Origin of the sequence: Pantoea allii (assembly GCF_002307475.1) — a bacterium.
Taxonomy (GTDB): Bacteria; Pseudomonadota; Gammaproteobacteria; order Enterobacterales; family Enterobacteriaceae; genus Pantoea; species Pantoea allii.
This window is the reverse complement of sequence record NZ_NTMH01000003.1, coordinates 341,466-360,232: the sequence shown is the minus strand read 5'-3', so window position 1 is coordinate 360,232 and position 18,767 is coordinate 341,466. Positions and strand designations below refer to the sequence as shown.

Below are 18,767 nucleotides of genomic sequence, written 5' to 3'. Positions count from 1 at the left end.
TTTTGTAAGGGTAATGCATGGAGTAAGCGTAGCGTAAATCTGGACACAGCAACGGCCGATCTCGCGCCGATGTGCATTTTTACGGCGCCTGCCCGTTTCTGACGCCTTCCCGCACCTGTCCCCGCAACGCCTTGCTGACGCAGAGGTTGTGTCATTTTGACTGACCACCACAGGTTGTTGCCTGAGGTGATTAATACGTGACCGCTCTCGCAATTTACTTATTTCCCCCACAACAACGGTTGCGCGTTATCGCGTAAAGAGTAAATTCTATTATAACTTCACATTTAGTTGTGAAAAAGGAAAGTACATTACAACCCTGTTACTAAGGATTGAGCCTCATGTCAGATTTAAAGTTTGCTACACGTCTTAACTCATTCGCTTCAGGGGCACATCTCTACTGGCCAGATTTGCAGGGCAAACCCTCTGTACTGCAAATGGTTGCGCGCGCGGGCAAGGTTAAAGGCTTAACGCATTTGGATCTCAACTATCCCCAGCACCTGACCAGTGATGTGAAAACCCTGCGCCAGGCTATCGACGACGCGGGCCTGGCGGTCAACGGCATGCAGATGCGCTGGGATGCACCGCAGTTCAAAATCGGTGCGTTTACGCATCCCGACGCAAAGATTCGTCGTGAGGCGATTGATCTGACCAAGCGCGGCATCGATACCGGCCGCGAGTTTGGCTCCCGGTTAATGACGTTATGGATGGGGCAGGACGGTTTCGACTACTGCTTCCAGGTCGATTACAAAAAAATCTGGGAGGACGCGGTGAGTGCGGTGCGTGAAATCGCCGACTATGCGCCGGACGTGGATGTGAGCATTGAATACAAACCCAATGAGCCTCGCGCCTACAGCATCTTTCCTAACGTGACAACCTGCCTGCTGGCCGTAGAAGAAGCCGGTAGCCCTAATCTGGGCATCACGCTGGATTTTGCCCATGTCCTGTTCGCCAATGAAATTCCTGCCTGGGCGGCGGCCATGGTGGCACGTCGTTCAATGCTGCTGGGGCTGGATTTGAATGACGGCTGGGGCAAACGGGATGACGGGCTGATGGCGGCATCGGTTAATCCGCGCGCCACGCTGGAGTTTCTGTGGCAGATGCAGCGCGATGGTTATCAGGGTGCCTACTATTTTGACACCTTCCCGGATGCCAGCGGGCTGGATCCGGTGCGCGAAGCAGAAATCAACATCGCCACCGTGACGCGATTACTCAAGCTTTGCGACCAGCTTAACGATAATCCCGCATTGATGGAGGCGATAAGCCGTCAGGACGCTGTCGCCTCACAGCAAATCGTCAACGACATTATGCTGGCGCGTTAACGCACGGCGTCAGCTGCAGAACAGCAAAATCTTACCCTACAAATGCATAATAAAAGGCTGAAAAAATGAAAAAACGTTTACTCGCCGTCATCGCTTCCTCGCTGCTGTGCGCCAGTGTCTATGCCGCAGAGATGGCGCCGCTCAAGTCCGATACCGAACAGGATCGCACCGAATGGTCGCAGCTCGACAGTAAATATGGCGCGATGCCCAAAGTTGATAAATCGCTTAAAATCGGTGGTGTCTCTAAAACCCTGACCAATGAATACTGGCGTTTGCTGGGCGAGGGTTATCAGAACGCCGCTAGAAAATATGGCATCACCGTGGCTTATCAGGCCGCAGCGAATGAAGACGATCAACTGGGGCAGCTGTCGATTGCCGAAACCATGATCTCCCAGGGCTATAACGGCCTGCTGGTTTCCCCGCAAACCGACATTAACCTTGAGCCTGCCCTGGAAAGCGCCAACAGTAAAAAAATCCCGGTAGTGAACGTTAACGATGCGGTGATGCCAGATGCCGAACATTACGTCGGTAACGTCCAGAAAGACAACGGTGTGCGGGTGGCGAAATGGTTTATCGAGCACCATCCGCAGGGCGGCAAAGTTGCGGTGATTGAAGGCCAGCCTGGCGTCTATGCTGCCGGACAGCGCACCAGTGGATTTAAAGAAACGCTGAAGGCCAACGGCAAGTTCAATGTGGTGGCCAGCGTACCGGCCAACTGGAGCCGTGAGCAGGCATTTAATGCCGCCAGCACTATTCTGCAACAGCATCCTGACCTGATCGGCTTTTACGCCAATAACGACACCATGGCACTGGGTGTCGTGGAAGCGGTGCGTTCGATGGACAAAGCCAAACAGGTAGCCGTATTTGGTACTGACGGGATCTCCGATGCTTATGCGTCCATCAAGCGCGGTGAACTGACCGGTACCGTGGACAGTTTCCCGGTGCTGACGGGTGAAGTGGCGATGGATGTGATGCTGCGTTTGATTAACGGCCAGAAAATCTCACGCGTGGTTTCCACACCGCAGGCGCTGATCACCAAAGAGAATGCGGATGCATTTTCCACCAAAGACATGGACAAGCTGCGTCAACTGTTAGCGCAACAATAAGCCTGGCGGAGAGCGTATGGAACAGTATCGTTTAATGATGCGCGGCATCAACAAAACCTACGGCAGCGCCGCAGCTTTACAGAATGTCGACTTTTTTGTGAAGCCCGGTGAAGTGCATGCCCTGATTGGTGAGAATGGCGCGGGGAAATCCACGCTGTTGAATATTCTTTCCGGCGTGCGGGGCGCAGACAGTGGAGAAATCAGCGTCAACGGTCAGACGGTGCAGATGAAAAGCCCACTCAGCGCCCGTCATGCGGGGATTGCGATGATCCACCAGGAACTGCAACACGTTCCAGAGCTCTCGGTTGCGCAGAATATGTTCCTGGGCCGCCCACTGACCAAAGCAAAAGGGTGGTGGGTGGATAAAAAAGCCCAGCTGTCGCGCGCCACGCTGATTTTGAAACGGCTTGATCCCACGATCGATCCCAACAGCCCGATCAAAGATCTTAAAGTGTCTCAGCAGCAGATCGTCGAAATTGCTCGTGCGTTACTGGATGACGCTAAAATCATCGCCATGGATGAGCCGACATCCAGCCTGACGCCGCGCGAATTTGACCGGCTGGCTGAACTGATTGCCGATCTCAAGTCGCTGGGTGTGTCCTTGATCTATGTGTCACACAAGATGAACGAGATTTTCAGAGTCTGCGACCGGGCGACCATCATGCGCGATGGTAAACAGGTTGGGGTGGTGAATATCTGTGACGAAGATGAAGAGAGCATCGTCGCCAAAATGGTCGGCCGCAAGATAGAAAGGCTCGATCACAACGCCTTCGTGACCGCACAGGAAGTGTTGCGGGTCGAAAATCTGGCGCGTGGCAACGAAATATTACCCGCTAATTTTAGCGTCAACGCCGGGGAAGTGTTGGGCATTGCCGGGTTGGTCGGGGCAGGACGCACCGAGTTGCTCAAGCTGATTGCCGGTATCGACAAGCGCAGCAGCGGCACGGTACAGGTCAATGGTCAGCCCGTCCCGAATCATAATATCAGCGCGGCCATAAAAGCCGGAATCGGTCTGGTACCGGAAGACCGGAAAAAAGAGGGCATTATTAAAGCGCGCTCGGTGAAGATGAATATGGCGCTGCCGTCCATGCGTCAGTTCACCCTGGCGGGTGTGATAAATAAAGTCCGGTTAAATCGGGTGGCGCACGATGTCATGAGCGACCTTAAACTTCGCCCCATGGATATTGAAAAAACCATCGGTACGCTGAGTGGCGGAAATCAACAAAAAGTCATTATCGGACGCTGGGTCGCAGCGGATGCCAAAGTCTTTTTATTTGATGAACCCACGCGCGGCATTGATATTGGTGCCAAATCCGAAATTTATAATCTGATTGAACGACTGGCGCAGGCAGGTAAAGCCATTATTGTTGTCTCGTCAGAGATGACGGAAATTATTCGCATCTCCGATCGCGTATTAGTGATGCGGGAAGGAAAAATAACGAAAGAGTTAAAGGGCGAGGCGATTACCGAAGACAATATTGCCCGCTTTGCGATTAAAGATGTCGAAACTGCCTGAGCGAACACCTCTCTATAAAGGTTATCACTATGACGACTGAAACAAATATGCAGCCGGTTGGCCGTGCATCACCGCTGTTGAAATTTAACCTGCGCGATGCCGGAACCTTAATTGGCTTACTGATTATTGTGGTGACATTCTCTTTCCTGTCGCCGGTATTTTTTACTGTCCCGAATCTGTTGAATATTTTGCAGCAATCTTCGATTAATGCCTTGATTGCTCTGGGCATGACGCTGGTGATTATTTCAGGCGGTATTGATTTATCGGTCGGGCCAACCGCCGCACTCTCTGCCGTGTTTGGCGCAACGCTCATGGTCTCTGGCGTGCCTGTGCCCCTGGCGGTTATCGCCACGCTGGGCATTGGCGCACTGAGCGGTATTTTCAGCGGTACGCTTATCGCCTATGCCGGGCTGCAACCCTTTATCGTGACGCTGGGCGGCTTGTCGCTGTTTCGTGCCATCGCGCTGATCTACACCGGCGGCAATCCGGTCTTTGGTATTCCGATGTCGTTCCGCAGCCTGATTAACAGCACGGTGTTCGGTGTGCCAACGCCCATCGTCGTGGTGGCCGTGATTGCCCTCTGCCTGTGGACGGTAATGAACAAAACCCCGTTGGGTGAGTACATTCTGGCGATTGGCGGCAATGAAGAGGCGGCTCGTGTGGCCGGTGTGCCGGTCAAACGAACCAAAGTCACGGTGTACGTGATCTCAGGCATGCTGGCCTCTCTGGCATCGCTGATTCTGATTGGTCGCCTGGGCGCGGCGGAACCGACCATCGGCAACCTGTGGGAGCTGGACGCCATCGCCGCTGCGGCCATTGGCGGCGCGTCATTAATGGGCGGCAAAGGCAGTATCTTTGGCACCCTGATTGGGGTGATTATTTTGGGGGCGCTGCGTAACGGTCTGACCTTGCTTAATATTCAGGCGTTTTATCAATTGCTCGCTACGGGTCTTATTATTATCATAGCGATGTTGATTGACCGAGCGACCCGAGGCAAGTAATGAAGCAAGATCCGCGAGCCATTGGCGCTCAGATACGTATGCGATTACCTCAACTGACGCCGTTAGAACGGCGGGTTATTGAGGCAATCACTGCCAGAACCGATATTACCGAACAAACGTCGTTAAAAGAGATCGCGCAGGAAAACGGTGTATCGGAAGCAATGGTGGTTAAGATCACGAAAAAGCTTAACTTCACAGGATTCAGAAATTTCAGAAGCAGTTTAATTTATTATAACGCCTCTGAAGTGGCAGGTTTGCATGCGGAAATTGAGCCCGATGATTCATCGGAACAGTTACTGGCGAAAGTATTCAGAACCTCAATTCAGGCCATTGAAGAAACCCTGTCGGTTTTAGATGTCTCTGAATTTAACCGTGCGGCAGAGATTATTTTTAAGGCTCGTCATATCGATCTTTATGCCGTGGGCGGATCGGCAACGGTTGCGCGCGATCTTTCCCACAAGATGCTTAAGATTGGGATTAAATCCACCGCTTATGATGATGCCCATATAATGCTGATGTCTGCGGCAGTGTTATCTGATGATGATGTGGTTATCGCCATCAGTCACTCCGGTGCCACGCGTGCTGTGAACGATCCGGTTAAATTAGCCGCCCGTAACGGTGCCAGAGTGATTGTGATTACGAATTACGCCGAGTCGCCTGTTGCGCGTCATGCGCATGTGGTACTTAATTCAACTTCTCAGGGATCGCATCTATTAGGTGAAAATGCCGCATCACGAATTGCCCAGTTAAATATACTGGATGCGCTGTTCGTGGCTATCGCGAAAAAGGATTTAAAGCGGGCGGAGAAAAACCTGATCAAAACCCAGCATGCGGTTCAGGATCTGCGGGAATTCTGAGCATGAGTAAAATTGCAGTTACCGGCAGTCTTCATTACGACATTATGCTGGATGCCCATCATCGGCCTGAAAAGGGCGAAACGGTGATGGGAAACGCCTGCCACTACAAGTTTGGTGGTAAAGGCGGTAACCAGGCGATAGCGGCAGCCAACGCTGGCGCAGATGTACGTTTTATCGGGGCCGTAGGGGCCGATGAACAGGGTGTGTTTTTACTGAATACGCTGCGTCAGGCCGGGGTTAACACCGATTCGGTCGCAACGATTAACGATGTCCCGTCTGGCATGAGCGTGGCGATTACCGACGCGGAAGGCGACTATGGTGCGGTGGTGGTATCCAATGCCAATCAGCACATAGCGGCGGAGCCGTTCATGCAGGCCGGTTTCTGGCAGGATGTGTCGATGCTGGTGTTGCAAAATGAAGTGCCGGAAGCGGTGAATCTGGCGGCGGCGCAGGCTGCGCGGCAGCAGCGTATTCCGGTATGCATTAATGCCGCCCCGGCTCGCCAGCTCTCTGCCGAATTTGAACGCTGCGTCGAGTTGCTGGTGGTGAATGCGGTTGAAGCCCGGGATATGAGCGGCGTAGCGGTGACCGATCTGCTGTCAGCCAGACAGGCGGCAGAGCAGCTGGCATCACGTTTCAGTCGTGTTGTGGTCACGGCAGGGGAACATGGCGTGGCTTTCAGCGAAGCCGGCGAAACGCACAGCCTGCCTGCCCGTCAGATTACGCTGGTCAGCACGCACGGCGCGGGTGACTGCTTCATGGGCGTCTTGTGCAAGGCGCTTAATGATGGCAACAGCCTTGCGCACGCGGTAGCAACCGCCAACGATGCTGCGGCAGAGCACGTCTCACGCCCGATCAGATAAAAAAAATGCAACGTCAGGGACGTTGCATTTTTACAGGATCGGCTGGTTTACGAGGCGACTTTAACCACGGTTTTTCCGAAGTTTTTGCCGTTCAGCATATCGATAAAGGCTTTGGGGGCCTGTTCAAGGCCCTCAATCACGTGTTCACGATACTGAATTTTTTTGCTCTCAACCAACGGCGTCATGGCTTTCAGGAATTCGGGATAACGATGGCCGTAATCCTGGAAAATAATGAAACCCTGCATACGAATGCGACGTTTCAGGATGCCCGCCATAATCAGCGAGGTTCTGTCCGGACCGGCAGGGAGTGCTTTCTGGCTGTAGGCGGAAACCAGACCGCAGACCGGCACGCGCGCGGCGGTGTTTAACAGCGGGAAGACGGCGTCAAACACTTTGCCACCGACGTTTTCGAAATAGATATCGATGCCGTCCGGACAGGCGTTTTTAAGCTGTTCTTCAAAGTCCGGGCTGTGGTGGTTGATACAGGCATCGAACCCCAGGTTTTCTACAGCATGACGGCATTTTTCCTCGCCGCCCGCCACGCCCACCACGCGACAGCCTTTCATTTTACCTAACTGACCCACAGTGGCACCCACAGGACCGGTTGCGGCGGCGACCACGAGGGTTTCACCTTCTTTCGGCTGACCGATGTCCATTAATCCCATATAGGCGGTAAAACCGGGCATGCCCAGAATACCCAGCGCCCAGGAAGGATGGGGCAGATTGTTATCCAGACGGGCAACATCTTTGCCATCAGAAACCGCATATTCCTGCCAGCCACTTTGGCAAAGTACCCAGTCGCCCTCTTTAAACTCACTGTTTTTGGATGCAGCGACCTGACATACCGTACCGCCGACCATCGGTTGATCCAGCTCAGCCGGTGGCGCGTACGATTTTCCCTCATCCATGCGACCACGCATGTAAGGGTCCAGTGACAGATAAATCGTCCGCAGTAAGATCTCGCCGTCTTTAATCTCCGGCGTCGGCTGCGCAACATAACGGAAATTCTCTTCCGTTGGTTCACCCTGTGGGCGTGAAGCCAGAAGCCAGGCGTGATTTGTTGTCGATTGTTCAGTCATAGTGTCGTCCTTTGCATGGGCTAACCGCTAGGGGTTGCCGGGAATGAATGGCTAAAGTGTAGATGACTGAAAAAAGGATGCTTAACCCTGCTGGCGGTTAACAGGCAGGAGGGAAAGGGCAAGACCGGCGCGCGACGCAGCAGCGCGCGATTCTGCTGGGGCGATTCAGATTGCTCTGAATCACCCGCGCGGCGTGACAGTGCTTTAACGCGCGAAGCGGGTTGGCGGTGGCGCTTTTCAGGACCGCCGTGACAGCCCTGGTGTGAGATACAGCCGCTAAAACTGCTGAAACCGAGATTAGCAGACCTGATATTTGTCTCTTTCTGCAGGCGAGTCAAAATCAAGCCTGCGCCAGTAACGACATGCACGGCAGTGACAGGCTTCAGGGCGTTCATCCAGCGCCATAACGGCCATCACCGCATCGCCGCCATGACGCTGGAAAGGGCTTAGCTAAACCTTTCTGGCCGGAAAGTGGCGAGCATCGGATGTTGCACACCATTGAGTATTTCATCGGTGAGAAGCTCGCCCAAAATCAGTGCCAGCGTTGCGCCCGAATGGGTAAACGCAACAAAGCACCCCGGCACTTTTTTCAGCTCCCCGACAACCGGTTCCCCGTCACCCGGAACCGGCTTTAACCCGATTTTCCAGCTCTTTGCATCCAGGGGTTTACCCTCACCAATCAGTTTACCGGCTTCCGCCATTAACTGGTTGATGACCGCCTGATCAATGCTGTACTGACCATCGGCATGCGCAACGATATCCTCTTCGTACCAGTCATGGTCAACCGCCAGCGTGTTGCCCGGATTGGGGCGTATCGCCGCGCGCGGCGTGTTCATGACAATCTGCAAACCCTGATTTTGTGCAGTGCTGGTGACCAGCATGGCGACAGGCGACGCGTTTGCAATGTGCACGCCAAGCGGCGCAACCACCTCGGGTGTCCAGGGGCCACAGGCGACAAGCACACAATCTGCGCTAAACTCACCGCGCTTTTCGCTACGAATGCCTGTCGCACGCCCCGCAGTGGTGATCACGCTTGCTTTTCCCGCATGCTCAACGACTTCGCCGCCTGAGGCTTTGAACTCATGAATCAGATGTTCCATAAGATGGGGCAGGCTGACCCAGCCTTCACCCGGATTGGCAATCGCGACACGGGTAAGGGCGGTTCTGTTCACCTGAGGGTCAACACGATTTACTGTGGTGTGATCGACAAGGAGAGATTCATAGCCATGCGCTTTTTCGTAATCATGGCGCGCCAGGGTTCCCGCATCATCGTCCTCCTCCCAGAACAGCGCGCCATCAAAACGCAGCCAGTCGAGATCGGGATGGCGTGCAAACAGGGTATGGTAACGCGCAATTCCTGCCATTCTTAGCGCATGATAAGGTTGCGACCGTTCGCCCGACGAGTTGAGCCAGGAAAGTGAACGTCCCGAGGCCCCGGAGCAGAGTTCCGCTTCGGTTACCAGCGTCACTCTGGCACCGGCTTTGGCCAGTTGCCAGGCGGTCGATACGCCCAGCACGCCACCGCCCAGTACAACAACGGTTTTGACTACAGCTTGTTCAGTCATGATTGATTCCTTTGTTAAAAAGTTACGCCGTTCAGGCAGTACGCACGCGGTTTTGCTGATGAAGCTGATCGATAAGCTTCAGTACCGCAAGCGCCTCATCTGTCTCGACAGGCGGTGGGCCGCCATGCAAAAGCGCACTGGCAAGCAATTGATAAAATGCGGGATAGTTACCGCGCTCCAGGATAACGACATCGCTTTCCTCCGCGGTCCCCATCCGGGGATAACCTTCGGGCGGCGTAACGCCGTACTGGTTGTCCGTGGGCGACATGCCTACAGCCAGCTGTGGCTCCTGGTTATCCAGTCCCCAGTGGGTAAAGGCGCGCTTGCTGCCCAGCAGATGGAAGCGCGGGGCGTTCAGGGCAGCCTGACCATTCATCCACAGCCGCGAACGCACGCCGTTTTTATGCAGCAAGGAGACAAAACAATCCTCGTCGGTGTCCGACTGTTGGCCCGAATAGCGGGCTAACTCGGCGCTGGCTTCCTCTACCGGACCGAATAACTGTATGGCCTGATCAATCAGATGACTGCCGAGATCCAGCAGCAGGCCGCCGCCTTGCGCAAGGGACACCGTGTCACGCCAGTTGCCAAACCCCTCAGGTCGCCACCATTCAAAGCGGGATTCAAAACTTCTTACAGTGCCAAACGCCTCTTCCTGCACCAGGCGCTTAAGCGTCAGAAAATCCCCATCCCAACGGCGATTGTGAAAGACCGTCAGCAAGGTATTGGCTTGACGGGCAGCGCTGATCATCGCTTCTGCTGCCTCGACGTCAGGGGCGAAGGGTTTGTCCACCACCAGATGAATGTCGCGCATACTGGCCTGCAAAGCCTGTTCACGATGTTGTGCAGGTGGTGTGGCCAGCACGATGAGATCCAGGGCGATTTCACCGCTGTCGATAAGCTGCATCAGCGAAGGCCAGTCCGGCACAATCCGTGCCTGCGGGTAACCTTGCTGGGCGGATGCCACGCGCTGTTCATCGCGACTGACAATCACGTCAAGCCGGTAATCGGCATTGTGCGCTAGCAGCGGGGCATGAAAGACGTTTCCGGCAATACCAAAACCCACCAGCGCCGTGCGGACAGGGCCTGAAACGGTAGAATGTGACATCAGAGCACCTCCGATAAAAATCGCTGTAAACGGGCAGACTGGGGACGTTCAAACAGTTGCTCGGGCGTGCCGGCTTCGACGATCTCGCCTTCGTCCATAAATACCACCTGGTCGGCAACGCGTCGGGCGAATCCCATCTCATGCGTCACCACCACCATTGTCATGCCGCGCTGACACAGCTCGGCCATCAGCGTCAGTACGCCTTTCACCAGTTCGGGGTCGAGTGCGGAGGTGGCTTCGTCAAACAGCATCACTTCTGGTTCCATCGCCAGCGCCCTGGCGATGGCCACGCGTTGTTGCTGCCCCCCGGAAAGATCGCGCGGTCGATGATCGGTGCGTTGTGCTAATCCCACTTCGGCCAGACGTTGCCTGGCAATGCTCAGCGCCTTCGCTTTCGGCTGGCCTTTGACTTTCCACGGTGCCAGCGCCACGTTTTCCAGCGCGCTGTGGTCGGGGAACAAATTGAAGTGTTGAAACACCATGCCGATGCGCAGTCGCAGCGCATCGGGTTTGTCTTTTAATACCGAGCGGCCGGCGAGTAAAACATCGCCGCTTTTCGGTTCATGCAGGCGGTTGATGCCCCGCAGTAACGTCGATTTTCCCGAACCGGAAGGGCCGATAATGCAGGTCGTGGTGCCGGGGGCGATGGCTAACGACACATTGCGCAGCACTTCAATCGGGCCGTATGCCAGGGTCAGATTGCGCAGCTCAAGGCTTGCGCCATGAAAGGCAGAAGAGGTTGCCATGTTAATGTCCTTGTCCGCTGGTCAGAGAGGCAGTGGGCGCGACCGCCCGTTTTACATCCACTTCATCGATTTCTTTTAAACCGCTTTGAGGGGCCGCAGCACGACGGCGTCCGGTGCGGTAACGGATATCGATGTGGTTCACGGCGTGCGTGAGTGGCACGGTAATCACCAGATAAAACAGGCCGGCCAGCATCAGGGGAGACAGGTTGCCGCTGAGTACCGCAGCATCCTGGCCTACCCGGAACAGCTCTCGCTGATAAGTCATCAGCCCCAGCAGATACACCAGTGAAGAGTCTTTGATGATGGCGATAAACTGGTTCACGATGGCGGGTAATACACGCCGGATGCCCTGTGGAATGATCACCAGCCGCATGGCCCGGCTATAACTCATGCCCAGCGCCCGACAGGCTTCCATCTGCCCCTGTTCGATGCTCTGAATACCCGCACGAAAGATTTCACCCATATAGGCACTTGCAATCAGGCTTAGGGCAAAGATGCCGAGGGGATAAGGCGTGGGGCCAAATAACTGGTAGCTGAAACGCGCCAGCCCCTGACCAATAAGCAAAATGGTGAGGATGGAAGGCAGGCCGCGAAACAAGTCGGTATACAGCCGGGCAGGCAGGCGCAGCCAGCGCGAAGGTGAGATCCCCATCAGCGCCAGGATCAGGCCGAAAAAGGTGCCAAGTAGCGTGGCCGACACCGAGATGATCATGGTGTTAACCAGCCCCGTTGCCAGCAACTGGGGCAGGACGTCCATCATCGCAGGGATATCGAAGAAGGTACGCGAAAGAATAGTAATGAGATCCATAGCCGATTCTCTTTTGCGGGTGACAGACAGGGTCCATCACCAGGTACATTCACACGCACAACGTGCGCGGCGATTAAGGGTGCTGGGGCAGGTACTGTGCAGGCATCGGCGAGCCTGGGAACCACTTCTCATAGAGCTTTTCCCAGGTGCCATCCTGCATCGCATCTTTAATGGCTTTATCCAGCGCCGCTTTGAACGCTGGCTTGTTTTTGGCTATCGCCACCCCGGCAGGCGCATCAAAAGAAGGGATATTCGCGGCCATGACCAGATTGAAGCGCGCGGCATAATCTTTGGCGGCTTCATAATCAAGGAAGGTGGCATCAAGCGTGCCGTTATTCAGCGCGGAAACCGCCGCGTTGTTGTCAGGAAACCGAACCAGGTCGGTCTGTTTAAAGTGCTGCAGCGCATAGGTTTCCTGCAGCGTTCCCTGAATCACGCCAAGTCGCTTATGGGCCAGCGTCTCGACATTTTTCACGCCAGAATCACTGCGCGTTAACACCGTCAAATAACCCGCCAGATAACCTGTCGAGAAATCCACGGTTTTTTCACGGGCGGGGGTAATGCCGATTGCGGCTACGCCCGCGTCATATTGCCCATTGGCGACGGCGGGCAGGATGGCGGAGAAATCTTGCCCAACGAAATCCACCTTATCGATCCCGATGCGATGGGCCACATTTCTGAAAAATTCGACGTCAAAACCGGTGAAATTGCCGTTTTTGTCCGTAAAGGTATAAGGCTTTGAATCACCCAGACTGGCGACACGCAGGTGCCCCGGTTCGATTAAGCCATACGGATTGTTATCACTTGCCGCGTGTGCACTGAAGCTGGCTGAGAGCATTACAGCAATGCCAAACAGGGCTGCGGATAAAGAGGGTAAACGTTTATGCGATGTCATAAAGCTCTTCCGATTGTGCAGGTGAAACGTCAGAGTCCACTTAGCCGGTGATATTATATTGAGACCGGTCTCAGTGAGGCGTAAAATGAAACCGGTGCTTGTTGTGAGACCGGTCTCAAGTGGATATAATGATATTAAGCACACGCTTTAAGCAGCGTCAATCCAGATGTTATCAACTTGTGATTCGAAATAATTATGACAACAAAAAAACCTCAATTACGGGGGCCGACGGTCGCGGATGTTGCACGCCAGGCAGGCGTTTCCAAAGCGCAGGCAGCAAGAGCGTTAGGCGGATATGGATCGGTCAGTGAAGATGTACAAACCCGTGTGGCTCAGGCGGCGGAAACGCTGGGCTATCGGCCCAATGAACTGGCACGCAGCATGAACACCGGGCGTTCAAATACCCTTGGCGTCATCGTGGGCGATATCGAAAACCCCCATTTTGGGCTGGCATTACGTGGCATGGCCGATGTTGCCCGCCAGGCGGGTTTTCATTTGCTTCTGAGTAACAGTGATGAAACCGTGGAAGAGGAACGGGAAGCCGTACGTGTGATGCTGGATAAACGCGTCGATGGCATCATCGTGGCGCCCTGTAGCTCCCTGGCACGGGATAATGAACATCTGAAACAGGTGCTGGTGGAAGGGCGGGCACTGATGACCTTTGACCGCTCTGTCGAAGGGCTGGAGGTGGAAACGATTCAGGCAAACTTTCTGAACGTGGCAAAGCATGCCACGGAATTATTACTGAACGCCGGCCACCAACGTATCGCTTATCTTTCCAGTATGCGCATCGCCACACCTTATTCCCACTCTGTGGCGCTGGGGCCCACGCCTGTCGCGCAACGTGTTAAAGGCATGATTGATGCGCACCATGAAGCGGGAAAGGTTCTCGATCCGGCCCTGGTCCGTCTGAATGCTATTAATAATGACTGCATTGAGCAGATATTAACTGAACTGCTCGCACTCTCCGATGCGCCCAGCGCATTGATCGCCTCGGATAATCTCATTGCCATGGGGATACTGCGCGGACTGGCAAAACGCGGGCTACGCGTCCCCAAGGATATCTCGTTCGTGATGTATGATGATTTTCCCTGGACCGAACTGATGACGCCGGCGATTACCGTCGTGGCGCAACCAGTGTATGAGATGGGCAGAGAGGCTGCGCGCAGGCTGATCTGCCATATCCGACAGCAACCGGCCGGCGCGTTACCTGAGTTTGAAAGCTGGATGGTGGTGCGGGGATCGATTGGCGAAAAGCGGCCAAAAGCGTGCAGAGAATCTGGCGGCTAGCTTGCGTTGTTGGCAGCAACCACGGCAATCGCATTGATCACCTGAGACCGCTGTTCAGGTTGTTATCAACCAGCTTATTAGCCGTCGTGATGTCGGCGCCTTCACTGCGCGAGCCTTAAGAATCTGCGTTTCAGCAGTTGAACAACTGCTATTACTCTCTGGCGCTGGGGGTGTTACCCGCCGCCCTCAGTGCTTGCCACGCTTTGTGATTAATCGAATAAAACAGGCTGGGCGGTGCATTGTCGACATCATAGATCTCGTCGATAAACCGCAAACCGGTTTTTTCCAGCACGCGTATTGAGGCCTGATGAGGGCGTCTTACCGAGGCTGAAATCGTCTCCAGCCCCAGTTCGCCAAAACCATAGTCAACGGCGAAGCGTGACAACTCGGTAGCGAACCCTTTGCCCCAGGCGTGGGTGGCGAAGCGGTAGCCAAGGTTGTTGACGGTCCTTTCGCCATAAGTACGCACGCTTAATCCACCAAAGCCGATGATGATCTCTGGCGCATCCTGAGTCGCTATCGCCCAGCTGTCATAGCCGTAACGCTGAAACGACGCCAGTCTGTCGGCCAGCACCTTTTGCGCGTGGGCCAGGTCAGGATAAGGGCCTGCGGGGTTAAACGTATTGGTCGCGGGGTCGCCGTAAATGCTGAACAGATCCTTGTCATCGGAAGGGCGCATAGCTCTGAGCAACAAACGCGCGGTCTGAAGATGCACTATAAACCTCACTGTAATAAAGTCATCTGAATGACGTATTAATAGCCTGTTTACTCAACAAGGAGAAGTGATGAATATTCAGCAAATGCGTATTGCGCGGCCCGTGAGCGATGTAGCCGCAAGCAGCAGCCTGTATTGTGCCGGTCTGGGACTCACGCGCATGGGAGAATTCACGGATCATGAGGGTTTTAGCGGGGTGATGTTGGGCGATAAAACCCTGTCATGGCATCTGGAATTTACCCAATGTCATTACCATCCGGTACAACCGGCTTCGACAGCCGAGGATCTTCTGGTGCTTTATCTGCCGGATGAAACCCACTGGCAACAGCGCTGCTCAGACCTGACGCGCGCAGGCTTTGTGAGAGTCACCGCGTTTAATCCTTATTGGGAGAAAAACGGCGCAACCTTTCAGGACAACGATGGTTATCGGATCGTGCTTCAGCACGGCGCGTGGCAACCTTAACGCCTGCCTTTTCAGTTTCGCGCGTTACAGGCGCTTTGTTTCAGTTAAGGCGAAGCAAAGCGCAGCTGACTATCGCCAATGGACGCTAATTTTATGGCAATCAATTAAACGTTAATGCATGGCATATTTTCATTTACGTTGTCGATAAAGCGAATTCTTGCCTGTAGCCAACAGGGTTTTACGACTCACATCGGATTTTTTTAAAACTCAGCGCAACGGCTAAACCACGGAATTTTTCACAAGCGCTACAGCAACTGCCATTCTGATGCCCGATCTTGTTAACGCAATTTCCCCGCTATTCTTTTGCTTTTACCTCTACCGCACGCATTCTTTTTCATGGTGGCTAAGGTCAACGGGATTCGTCGTTAAACGCCGTACTGCGCCGCACACTTTCCGCATAAGCGACTAAACAGCGATAGCGGACGTGATGGTTAGCGGATTCGTCAGGGAATGCCCATGTCTGCCAAAGTGGACATCTCTGCGTGCGCAAGCCTGGTGTTGGTGCCGGGATAAACACATGGCATGATGGGGAACGTTTTCTAGCCAAAGAGCCAACACGTGATCAATATTGCCTGCTTACATACCGCCGCCAGCAATATCGCCATCTTTGACGATGCTGCCCGGCAGCTTAATCTGACGCATCTGCAGCTCAGCCATCTGGTCATGCCGCACCTGCTGGCTGAAGCCGAAGCCAGTGGTGGCCTGACGGCAGGGCTTTACGATCGGCTGGTGATGCTGCTGCAGGATCTGCAACCGCATTTTGATGTCATTCTGATCACCTGTTCAACGCTTGGGCCGGTTTCTGCCGCGTTTTTTCCGCTCAAAAAACCCTGCGCTGTCTGGCGTACCGACGGCATGTTGGCAAAAGCCGTGCACAGCAATGAGAAAAAAACGGTGGTGCTTTGTGCCGCTGAATCCACGCTCGGCGCAACACGGGCACTGTTCTGCACTAACGGACGGACGCCTGAAGTACGGCTTATCCCGGATGCCTGGCAGCGATTTAAAGCGGGTGATGAGGCGGGATATCTTCACTGTGTGCGTACGGCGGTAGAAGATGCCTGGCTGCAGGGCGCAGAGCAGGTGGTGCTGGCTCAAAGTTCGATGGCACCGGTTGCGCAGTTTTTTACACCGCAACGTCAGCCGCTGTCAGGGCCTCATCTGGCGCTGCTGCAGTGTCATCATCAACTCAACCGTTGAGGCCGCAACCAGGTTGCGGCCCGTACAGGTTATTCGTCTGGCTTCAGCGTGCCTTTTGCCCCGTGGGGTTCTGAGCGCAGATATTGTGGTGGCGCTTTGACGTTGGCGCTAAATTCAGCCGCGGCGTGCCATGGCCAGCGCGGGTTATAAAGCATTCCACGGGCCAGTGCGACCAGGTCGGCTTCGTCCTGTTGCAAAATCGCCTCGGCCTGCTGCGGCTCGGTAATCAATCCCACCGCAATCACCGGAATACCAATTTGCTGGCGGATATCGCGCGCAAAGGGAACCTGATAGTTTGGTCCGACCTTGATCTGCTGCTGTTCAGACAGCCCACCGCTGGAGACGTGAATATAGGCGCAGTTCAGGGATTCAAGCTGCTTTGAGAAGGCGATGGACTGGCTGACATCCCATCCACCCTCTACCCAGTCGCTGGCTGAAATCCGTACGCCAACCGGAATCTCTGCCGGAACGGCTTCGCGCACCGCGTTAAACACCTCTAAAGGAAAACGCATCCGGTTTTCCAGCGAGCCGCCGTATTCATCGCTCCGCACGTTAGATAACGGGGAAAGGAACTGATGCAGCAGATAGCCATGGGCGGCGTGAACTTCAATTAATTCAATCCCCAGACGAACGGCGCGTTTTGCCGTCGCGACAAAGGCATTTTTAACGCGCTCAAGATCGCTGACCTGCATTTCCAGCGGAAGATGCTCGCCATCACTGAACGACAGGGCAGAGGGGGCAAGGGTTTGCCAGCCGCCATCCTGAGGCGCAATCTGCTTGCCACCTTCCCAGGGAACGGTACAGGAGGCTTTACGCCCGGCATGGCCTAACTGAATCCCGATAGGCATGTCGGAATAGTGGCGAATATCGTGCAGGACGTCAGCCAGCGCGGTTTCGGTTTCATCGTTCCACAATCCCAGGTCGCCGTAAGTGATTCGGCCAATATCTTCAACGGCGGTGGCTTCAATAATCAACAAGCCTGCGCCCGAAAGGGCGAGATGGCCAAGGTGGATACGATGCCAGGCGGTCGCACGACCTTCTTCGGCCGAATACTGACACATGGGCGCAATAACGATCCTGTTATCCAGGGTTAACTCACCCAGAGAGAAGGGGGAAAAGAGTTTGCTCATAAAAACCTCATTGTCTGCGCTCGGTTAACAGTCTGGTGAAAACTATAGTGGCTGATTGGCAAACGCGTGCGTATAGCAGCGTAACAATTTATTGATGATGACGGTTACCGCCTTTAGTTACAGCATACATATAAAATCACACCAACAGGTGCAATATGAAGATAAGTCATGGGCTGTATGAAGAGAAACCTGTCAGCGTTAGCAGGAAAAGAGGGCATGAACCCTTGCTGTTAATGCCGATGATAACAGCAGGGTTCAGGGAGTAGAATAACGCGTTGCGAAGATTGATCGGTCACAATCAGGCTCTCTGCAATGCCTTCTCATCAAGCGAATACAGGGTAGCTGTCGCTTCCAGAATATGCTGCTGGTCATTACCCGGCTTATGGGAATCAACGTGGGTAATGTGATAGCCGACCGCACCGGCCTCAGTCGCTTTGCGCAGCAGTGCATCCGTGATTTCTTCCATCGACGTTGCCCAGGTCACGGTCGTCACGCCCATCGGCTTGATGGCATTTTTTTCTTCCTGGGATAAGCCAGTGCGGATAAAAACAGGGCTTACTGTCTGAGGAGAAAAGATAGACAAAATATCCTGAACAAGTGCTTTCATTTTCGTGCTCCTGAGTATCTGAATTTACAGCATCACGCGCCTGTTAAGCGCCATCGATTTATTAATTCGCCATGGGTTCGATTAACGCATGCATGTTAAGGACTGTCGGCAAAAGTTATAAAATACCTTTTCGAGTTAACGAATTTGGCTTTTCTTGCTAATCAGATGCTTATGAAAGCTTCAGCCACACTTGAGCTGAAATATGGCAGGTTTTTCGTGTCTGCTTACAGGTTGTGAAATCCAGATACAAAATATCAACACAAAACAAACAATTGAGCGGGGAGCGCATTAATGCGCGCCGCAAAAGGCGGATTGCAGCAGGCTTACAGAGCTTTACATTGCCAGGAAAATCGCAAAATAGCCGGTTTATGGCTGTAATTGATTGATAAATAAAAGATGTGAAAAATACGAAATTTGTCTTAAGGAAATAATCCGTTCATCAACCGAAGGTTTTCATAAAACTGTCATACCGTGCCGCAATACTGCGCAGCCACGAAGTCACAAA

The 18,767-nt window shown here is 54.0% G+C and carries 18 protein-coding genes; 9 read left to right on the top strand and 9 right to left on the bottom strand.

Annotated features, from left to right (window positions below):
• Positions 1-338: 338 nt before the first annotated feature.
• The 6 genes from CMR03_RS02505 to CMR03_RS02480 all read left to right on the top strand — a co-directional run bounded on the left by CMR03_RS02505 (position 339) and on the right by CMR03_RS02480 (position 6,662).
• Positions 339-1,319, top strand: a complete 981-nt coding sequence (locus tag CMR03_RS02505; RefSeq protein WP_096010658.1) for a TIM barrel protein — start codon at positions 339-341, stop codon at positions 1,317-1,319.
• A gap of 65 nt (positions 1,320-1,384) precedes the next feature.
• Positions 1,385-2,425: a sugar ABC transporter substrate-binding protein gene (locus CMR03_RS02500; protein ID WP_096010657.1), complete on the top strand. Its 1,041-nt coding sequence runs from the start codon at positions 1,385-1,387 to the stop codon at positions 2,423-2,425.
• 16 nt (positions 2,426-2,441) lie between these two features.
• Positions 2,442-3,941 (top strand): sugar ABC transporter ATP-binding protein, encoded by a 1,500-nt coding sequence (locus tag CMR03_RS02495; RefSeq protein ID WP_096010656.1) that lies wholly within the window; start codon positions 2,442-2,444, stop codon positions 3,939-3,941.
• A 29-nt stretch (positions 3,942-3,970) separates the two neighbouring features.
• On the top strand, positions 3,971-4,942 hold the full coding sequence (locus CMR03_RS02490) for an ABC transporter permease (RefSeq protein ID WP_096010655.1): 972 nt from the start codon (positions 3,971-3,973) through the stop codon (positions 4,940-4,942).
• Positions 4,942-5,799, top strand: a complete 858-nt coding sequence (locus CMR03_RS02485; protein WP_096010654.1) for a MurR/RpiR family transcriptional regulator — start codon at positions 4,942-4,944, stop codon at positions 5,797-5,799. The genes CMR03_RS02490 and CMR03_RS02485 overlap by 1 nt, the downstream gene beginning before the upstream one ends.
• Positions 5,800-5,801: 2 nt before the next feature.
• A complete protein-coding gene (locus CMR03_RS02480) occupies positions 5,802-6,662 on the top strand; it encodes a PfkB family carbohydrate kinase (RefSeq protein ID WP_096010653.1) in 861 nt (286 codons plus the stop codon).
• Between the two features lie 47 nt (positions 6,663-6,709).
• Here the strand turns inward: CMR03_RS02480 and CMR03_RS02475 are convergent, their stop codons facing one another.
• The 6 genes from CMR03_RS02475 to CMR03_RS02445 form a co-directional block, all read right to left on the bottom strand.
• Positions 6,710-7,741, bottom strand: coding sequence for an NADP-dependent oxidoreductase (locus tag CMR03_RS02475; protein ID WP_096010652.1), 1,032 nt, complete (start codon positions 7,739-7,741; stop codon positions 6,710-6,712).
• 446 nt (positions 7,742-8,187) lie between these two features.
• Positions 8,188-9,306, bottom strand: coding sequence for an NAD(P)/FAD-dependent oxidoreductase (locus CMR03_RS02465; RefSeq protein WP_096010650.1), 1,119 nt, complete (start codon positions 9,304-9,306; stop codon positions 8,188-8,190).
• 31 nt (positions 9,307-9,337) lie between these two features.
• Positions 9,338-10,411, bottom strand: a complete 1,074-nt coding sequence (locus CMR03_RS02460) for a Gfo/Idh/MocA family protein (RefSeq protein WP_096010649.1) — start codon at positions 10,409-10,411, stop codon at positions 9,338-9,340.
• Entirely contained in the window at positions 10,411-11,157 is a 747-nt protein-coding gene (locus CMR03_RS02455; protein WP_063879568.1) for an amino acid ABC transporter ATP-binding protein, read from the bottom strand. Before CMR03_RS02455 ends, CMR03_RS02460 begins: the two co-directional genes overlap by 1 nt.
• A 1-nt stretch (position 11,158) precedes the next feature.
• Entirely contained in the window at positions 11,159-11,965 is an 807-nt protein-coding gene (locus tag CMR03_RS02450) for an amino acid ABC transporter permease (protein WP_096010648.1), read from the bottom strand.
• 73 nt (positions 11,966-12,038) lie between these two features.
• Complete coding sequence (locus CMR03_RS02445) at positions 12,039-12,860, bottom strand: ABC transporter substrate-binding protein (protein ID WP_063879570.1); 822 nt, start codon at positions 12,858-12,860, stop codon at positions 12,039-12,041.
• 195 nt (positions 12,861-13,055) lie between these two features.
• Here CMR03_RS02445 and CMR03_RS02440 point away from each other — a divergent pair, with 195 nt between their 5' ends.
• Positions 13,056-14,150, top strand: coding sequence for a LacI family DNA-binding transcriptional regulator (locus tag CMR03_RS02440; protein WP_096010647.1), 1,095 nt, complete (start codon positions 13,056-13,058; stop codon positions 14,148-14,150).
• 151 nt (positions 14,151-14,301) lie between these two features.
• On the opposite strand, the gene CMR03_RS02435 is transcribed toward CMR03_RS02440, so the two are convergent.
• Positions 14,302-14,865: a GNAT family N-acetyltransferase gene (locus CMR03_RS02435; protein WP_096010646.1), complete on the bottom strand. Its 564-nt coding sequence runs from the start codon at positions 14,863-14,865 to the stop codon at positions 14,302-14,304.
• Between the two features lie 70 nt (positions 14,866-14,935).
• On the opposite strand from CMR03_RS02435, the gene CMR03_RS02430 reads away from it, so the two are divergent.
• On the top strand, positions 14,936-15,328 hold the full coding sequence (locus tag CMR03_RS02430; RefSeq protein WP_096010645.1) for a VOC family protein: 393 nt from the start codon (positions 14,936-14,938) through the stop codon (positions 15,326-15,328).
• 561 nt (positions 15,329-15,889) lie between these two features.
• Positions 15,890-16,525, top strand: coding sequence for a hypothetical protein (locus CMR03_RS02425; RefSeq protein WP_063881173.1), 636 nt, complete (start codon positions 15,890-15,892; stop codon positions 16,523-16,525).
• Between the two features lie 29 nt (positions 16,526-16,554).
• On the opposite strand, the gene CMR03_RS02420 is transcribed toward CMR03_RS02425, so the two are convergent.
• Together CMR03_RS02420 and CMR03_RS02415 are read right to left on the bottom strand one after the other, a co-directional pair.
• Positions 16,555-17,655, bottom strand: coding sequence for an NADH:flavin oxidoreductase/NADH oxidase (locus tag CMR03_RS02420; RefSeq protein WP_096010644.1), 1,101 nt, complete (start codon positions 17,653-17,655; stop codon positions 16,555-16,557).
• 298 nt (positions 17,656-17,953) lie between these two features.
• Positions 17,954-18,262, bottom strand: coding sequence for a YdgH/BhsA/McbA family protein (locus CMR03_RS02415; RefSeq protein ID WP_063879575.1), 309 nt, complete (start codon positions 18,260-18,262; stop codon positions 17,954-17,956).
• Between the last annotated feature and the right edge of the window lie 505 nt (positions 18,263-18,767).

Excerpts from the sequence above, each read along its gene's own strand:
- CMR03_RS02430 (WP_096010645.1), top strand. The coding sequence starts at position 14,936 with ATGAATATTCAGCAAATGCGTATTGCGCGGCCCGTGAGCGATGTAGCC.
- CMR03_RS02480 (WP_096010653.1), top strand. The coding sequence starts at position 5,802 with ATGAGTAAAATTGCAGTTACCGGCAGTCTTCATTACGACATTATGCTG.
- CMR03_RS02495 (WP_096010656.1), top strand. The coding sequence starts at position 2,442 with ATGGAACAGTATCGTTTAATGATGCGCGGCATCAACAAAACCTACGGC.
- CMR03_RS02505 (WP_096010658.1), top strand. The coding sequence starts at position 339 with ATGTCAGATTTAAAGTTTGCTACACGTCTTAACTCATTCGCTTCAGGG.
- CMR03_RS02465 (WP_096010650.1), bottom strand. The coding sequence starts at position 9,306 with ATGACTGAACAAGCTGTAGTCAAAACCGTTGTTGTACTGGGCGGTGGC.
- CMR03_RS02450 (WP_096010648.1), bottom strand. The coding sequence starts at position 11,965 with ATGGATCTCATTACTATTCTTTCGCGTACCTTCTTCGATATCCCTGCG.
- CMR03_RS02415 (WP_063879575.1), bottom strand. The coding sequence starts at position 18,262 with ATGAAAGCACTTGTTCAGGATATTTTGTCTATCTTTTCTCCTCAGACA.
- CMR03_RS02440 (WP_096010647.1), top strand. The coding sequence starts at position 13,056 with ATGACAACAAAAAAACCTCAATTACGGGGGCCGACGGTCGCGGATGTT.
- CMR03_RS02455 (WP_063879568.1), bottom strand. The coding sequence starts at position 11,157 with ATGGCAACCTCTTCTGCCTTTCATGGCGCAAGCCTTGAGCTGCGCAAT.
- CMR03_RS02445 (WP_063879570.1), bottom strand. The coding sequence starts at position 12,860 with ATGACATCGCATAAACGTTTACCCTCTTTATCCGCAGCCCTGTTTGGC.
- CMR03_RS02475 (WP_096010652.1), bottom strand. The coding sequence starts at position 7,741 with ATGACTGAACAATCGACAACAAATCACGCCTGGCTTCTGGCTTCACGC.
- CMR03_RS02490 (WP_096010655.1), top strand. The coding sequence starts at position 3,971 with ATGACGACTGAAACAAATATGCAGCCGGTTGGCCGTGCATCACCGCTG.
- CMR03_RS02460 (WP_096010649.1), bottom strand. The coding sequence starts at position 10,411 with ATGTCACATTCTACCGTTTCAGGCCCTGTCCGCACGGCGCTGGTGGGT.
- CMR03_RS02420 (WP_096010644.1), bottom strand. The coding sequence starts at position 17,655 with ATGAGCAAACTCTTTTCCCCCTTCTCTCTGGGTGAGTTAACCCTGGAT.
- CMR03_RS02500 (WP_096010657.1), top strand. The coding sequence starts at position 1,385 with ATGAAAAAACGTTTACTCGCCGTCATCGCTTCCTCGCTGCTGTGCGCC.
- CMR03_RS02485 (WP_096010654.1), top strand. The coding sequence starts at position 4,942 with ATGAAGCAAGATCCGCGAGCCATTGGCGCTCAGATACGTATGCGATTA.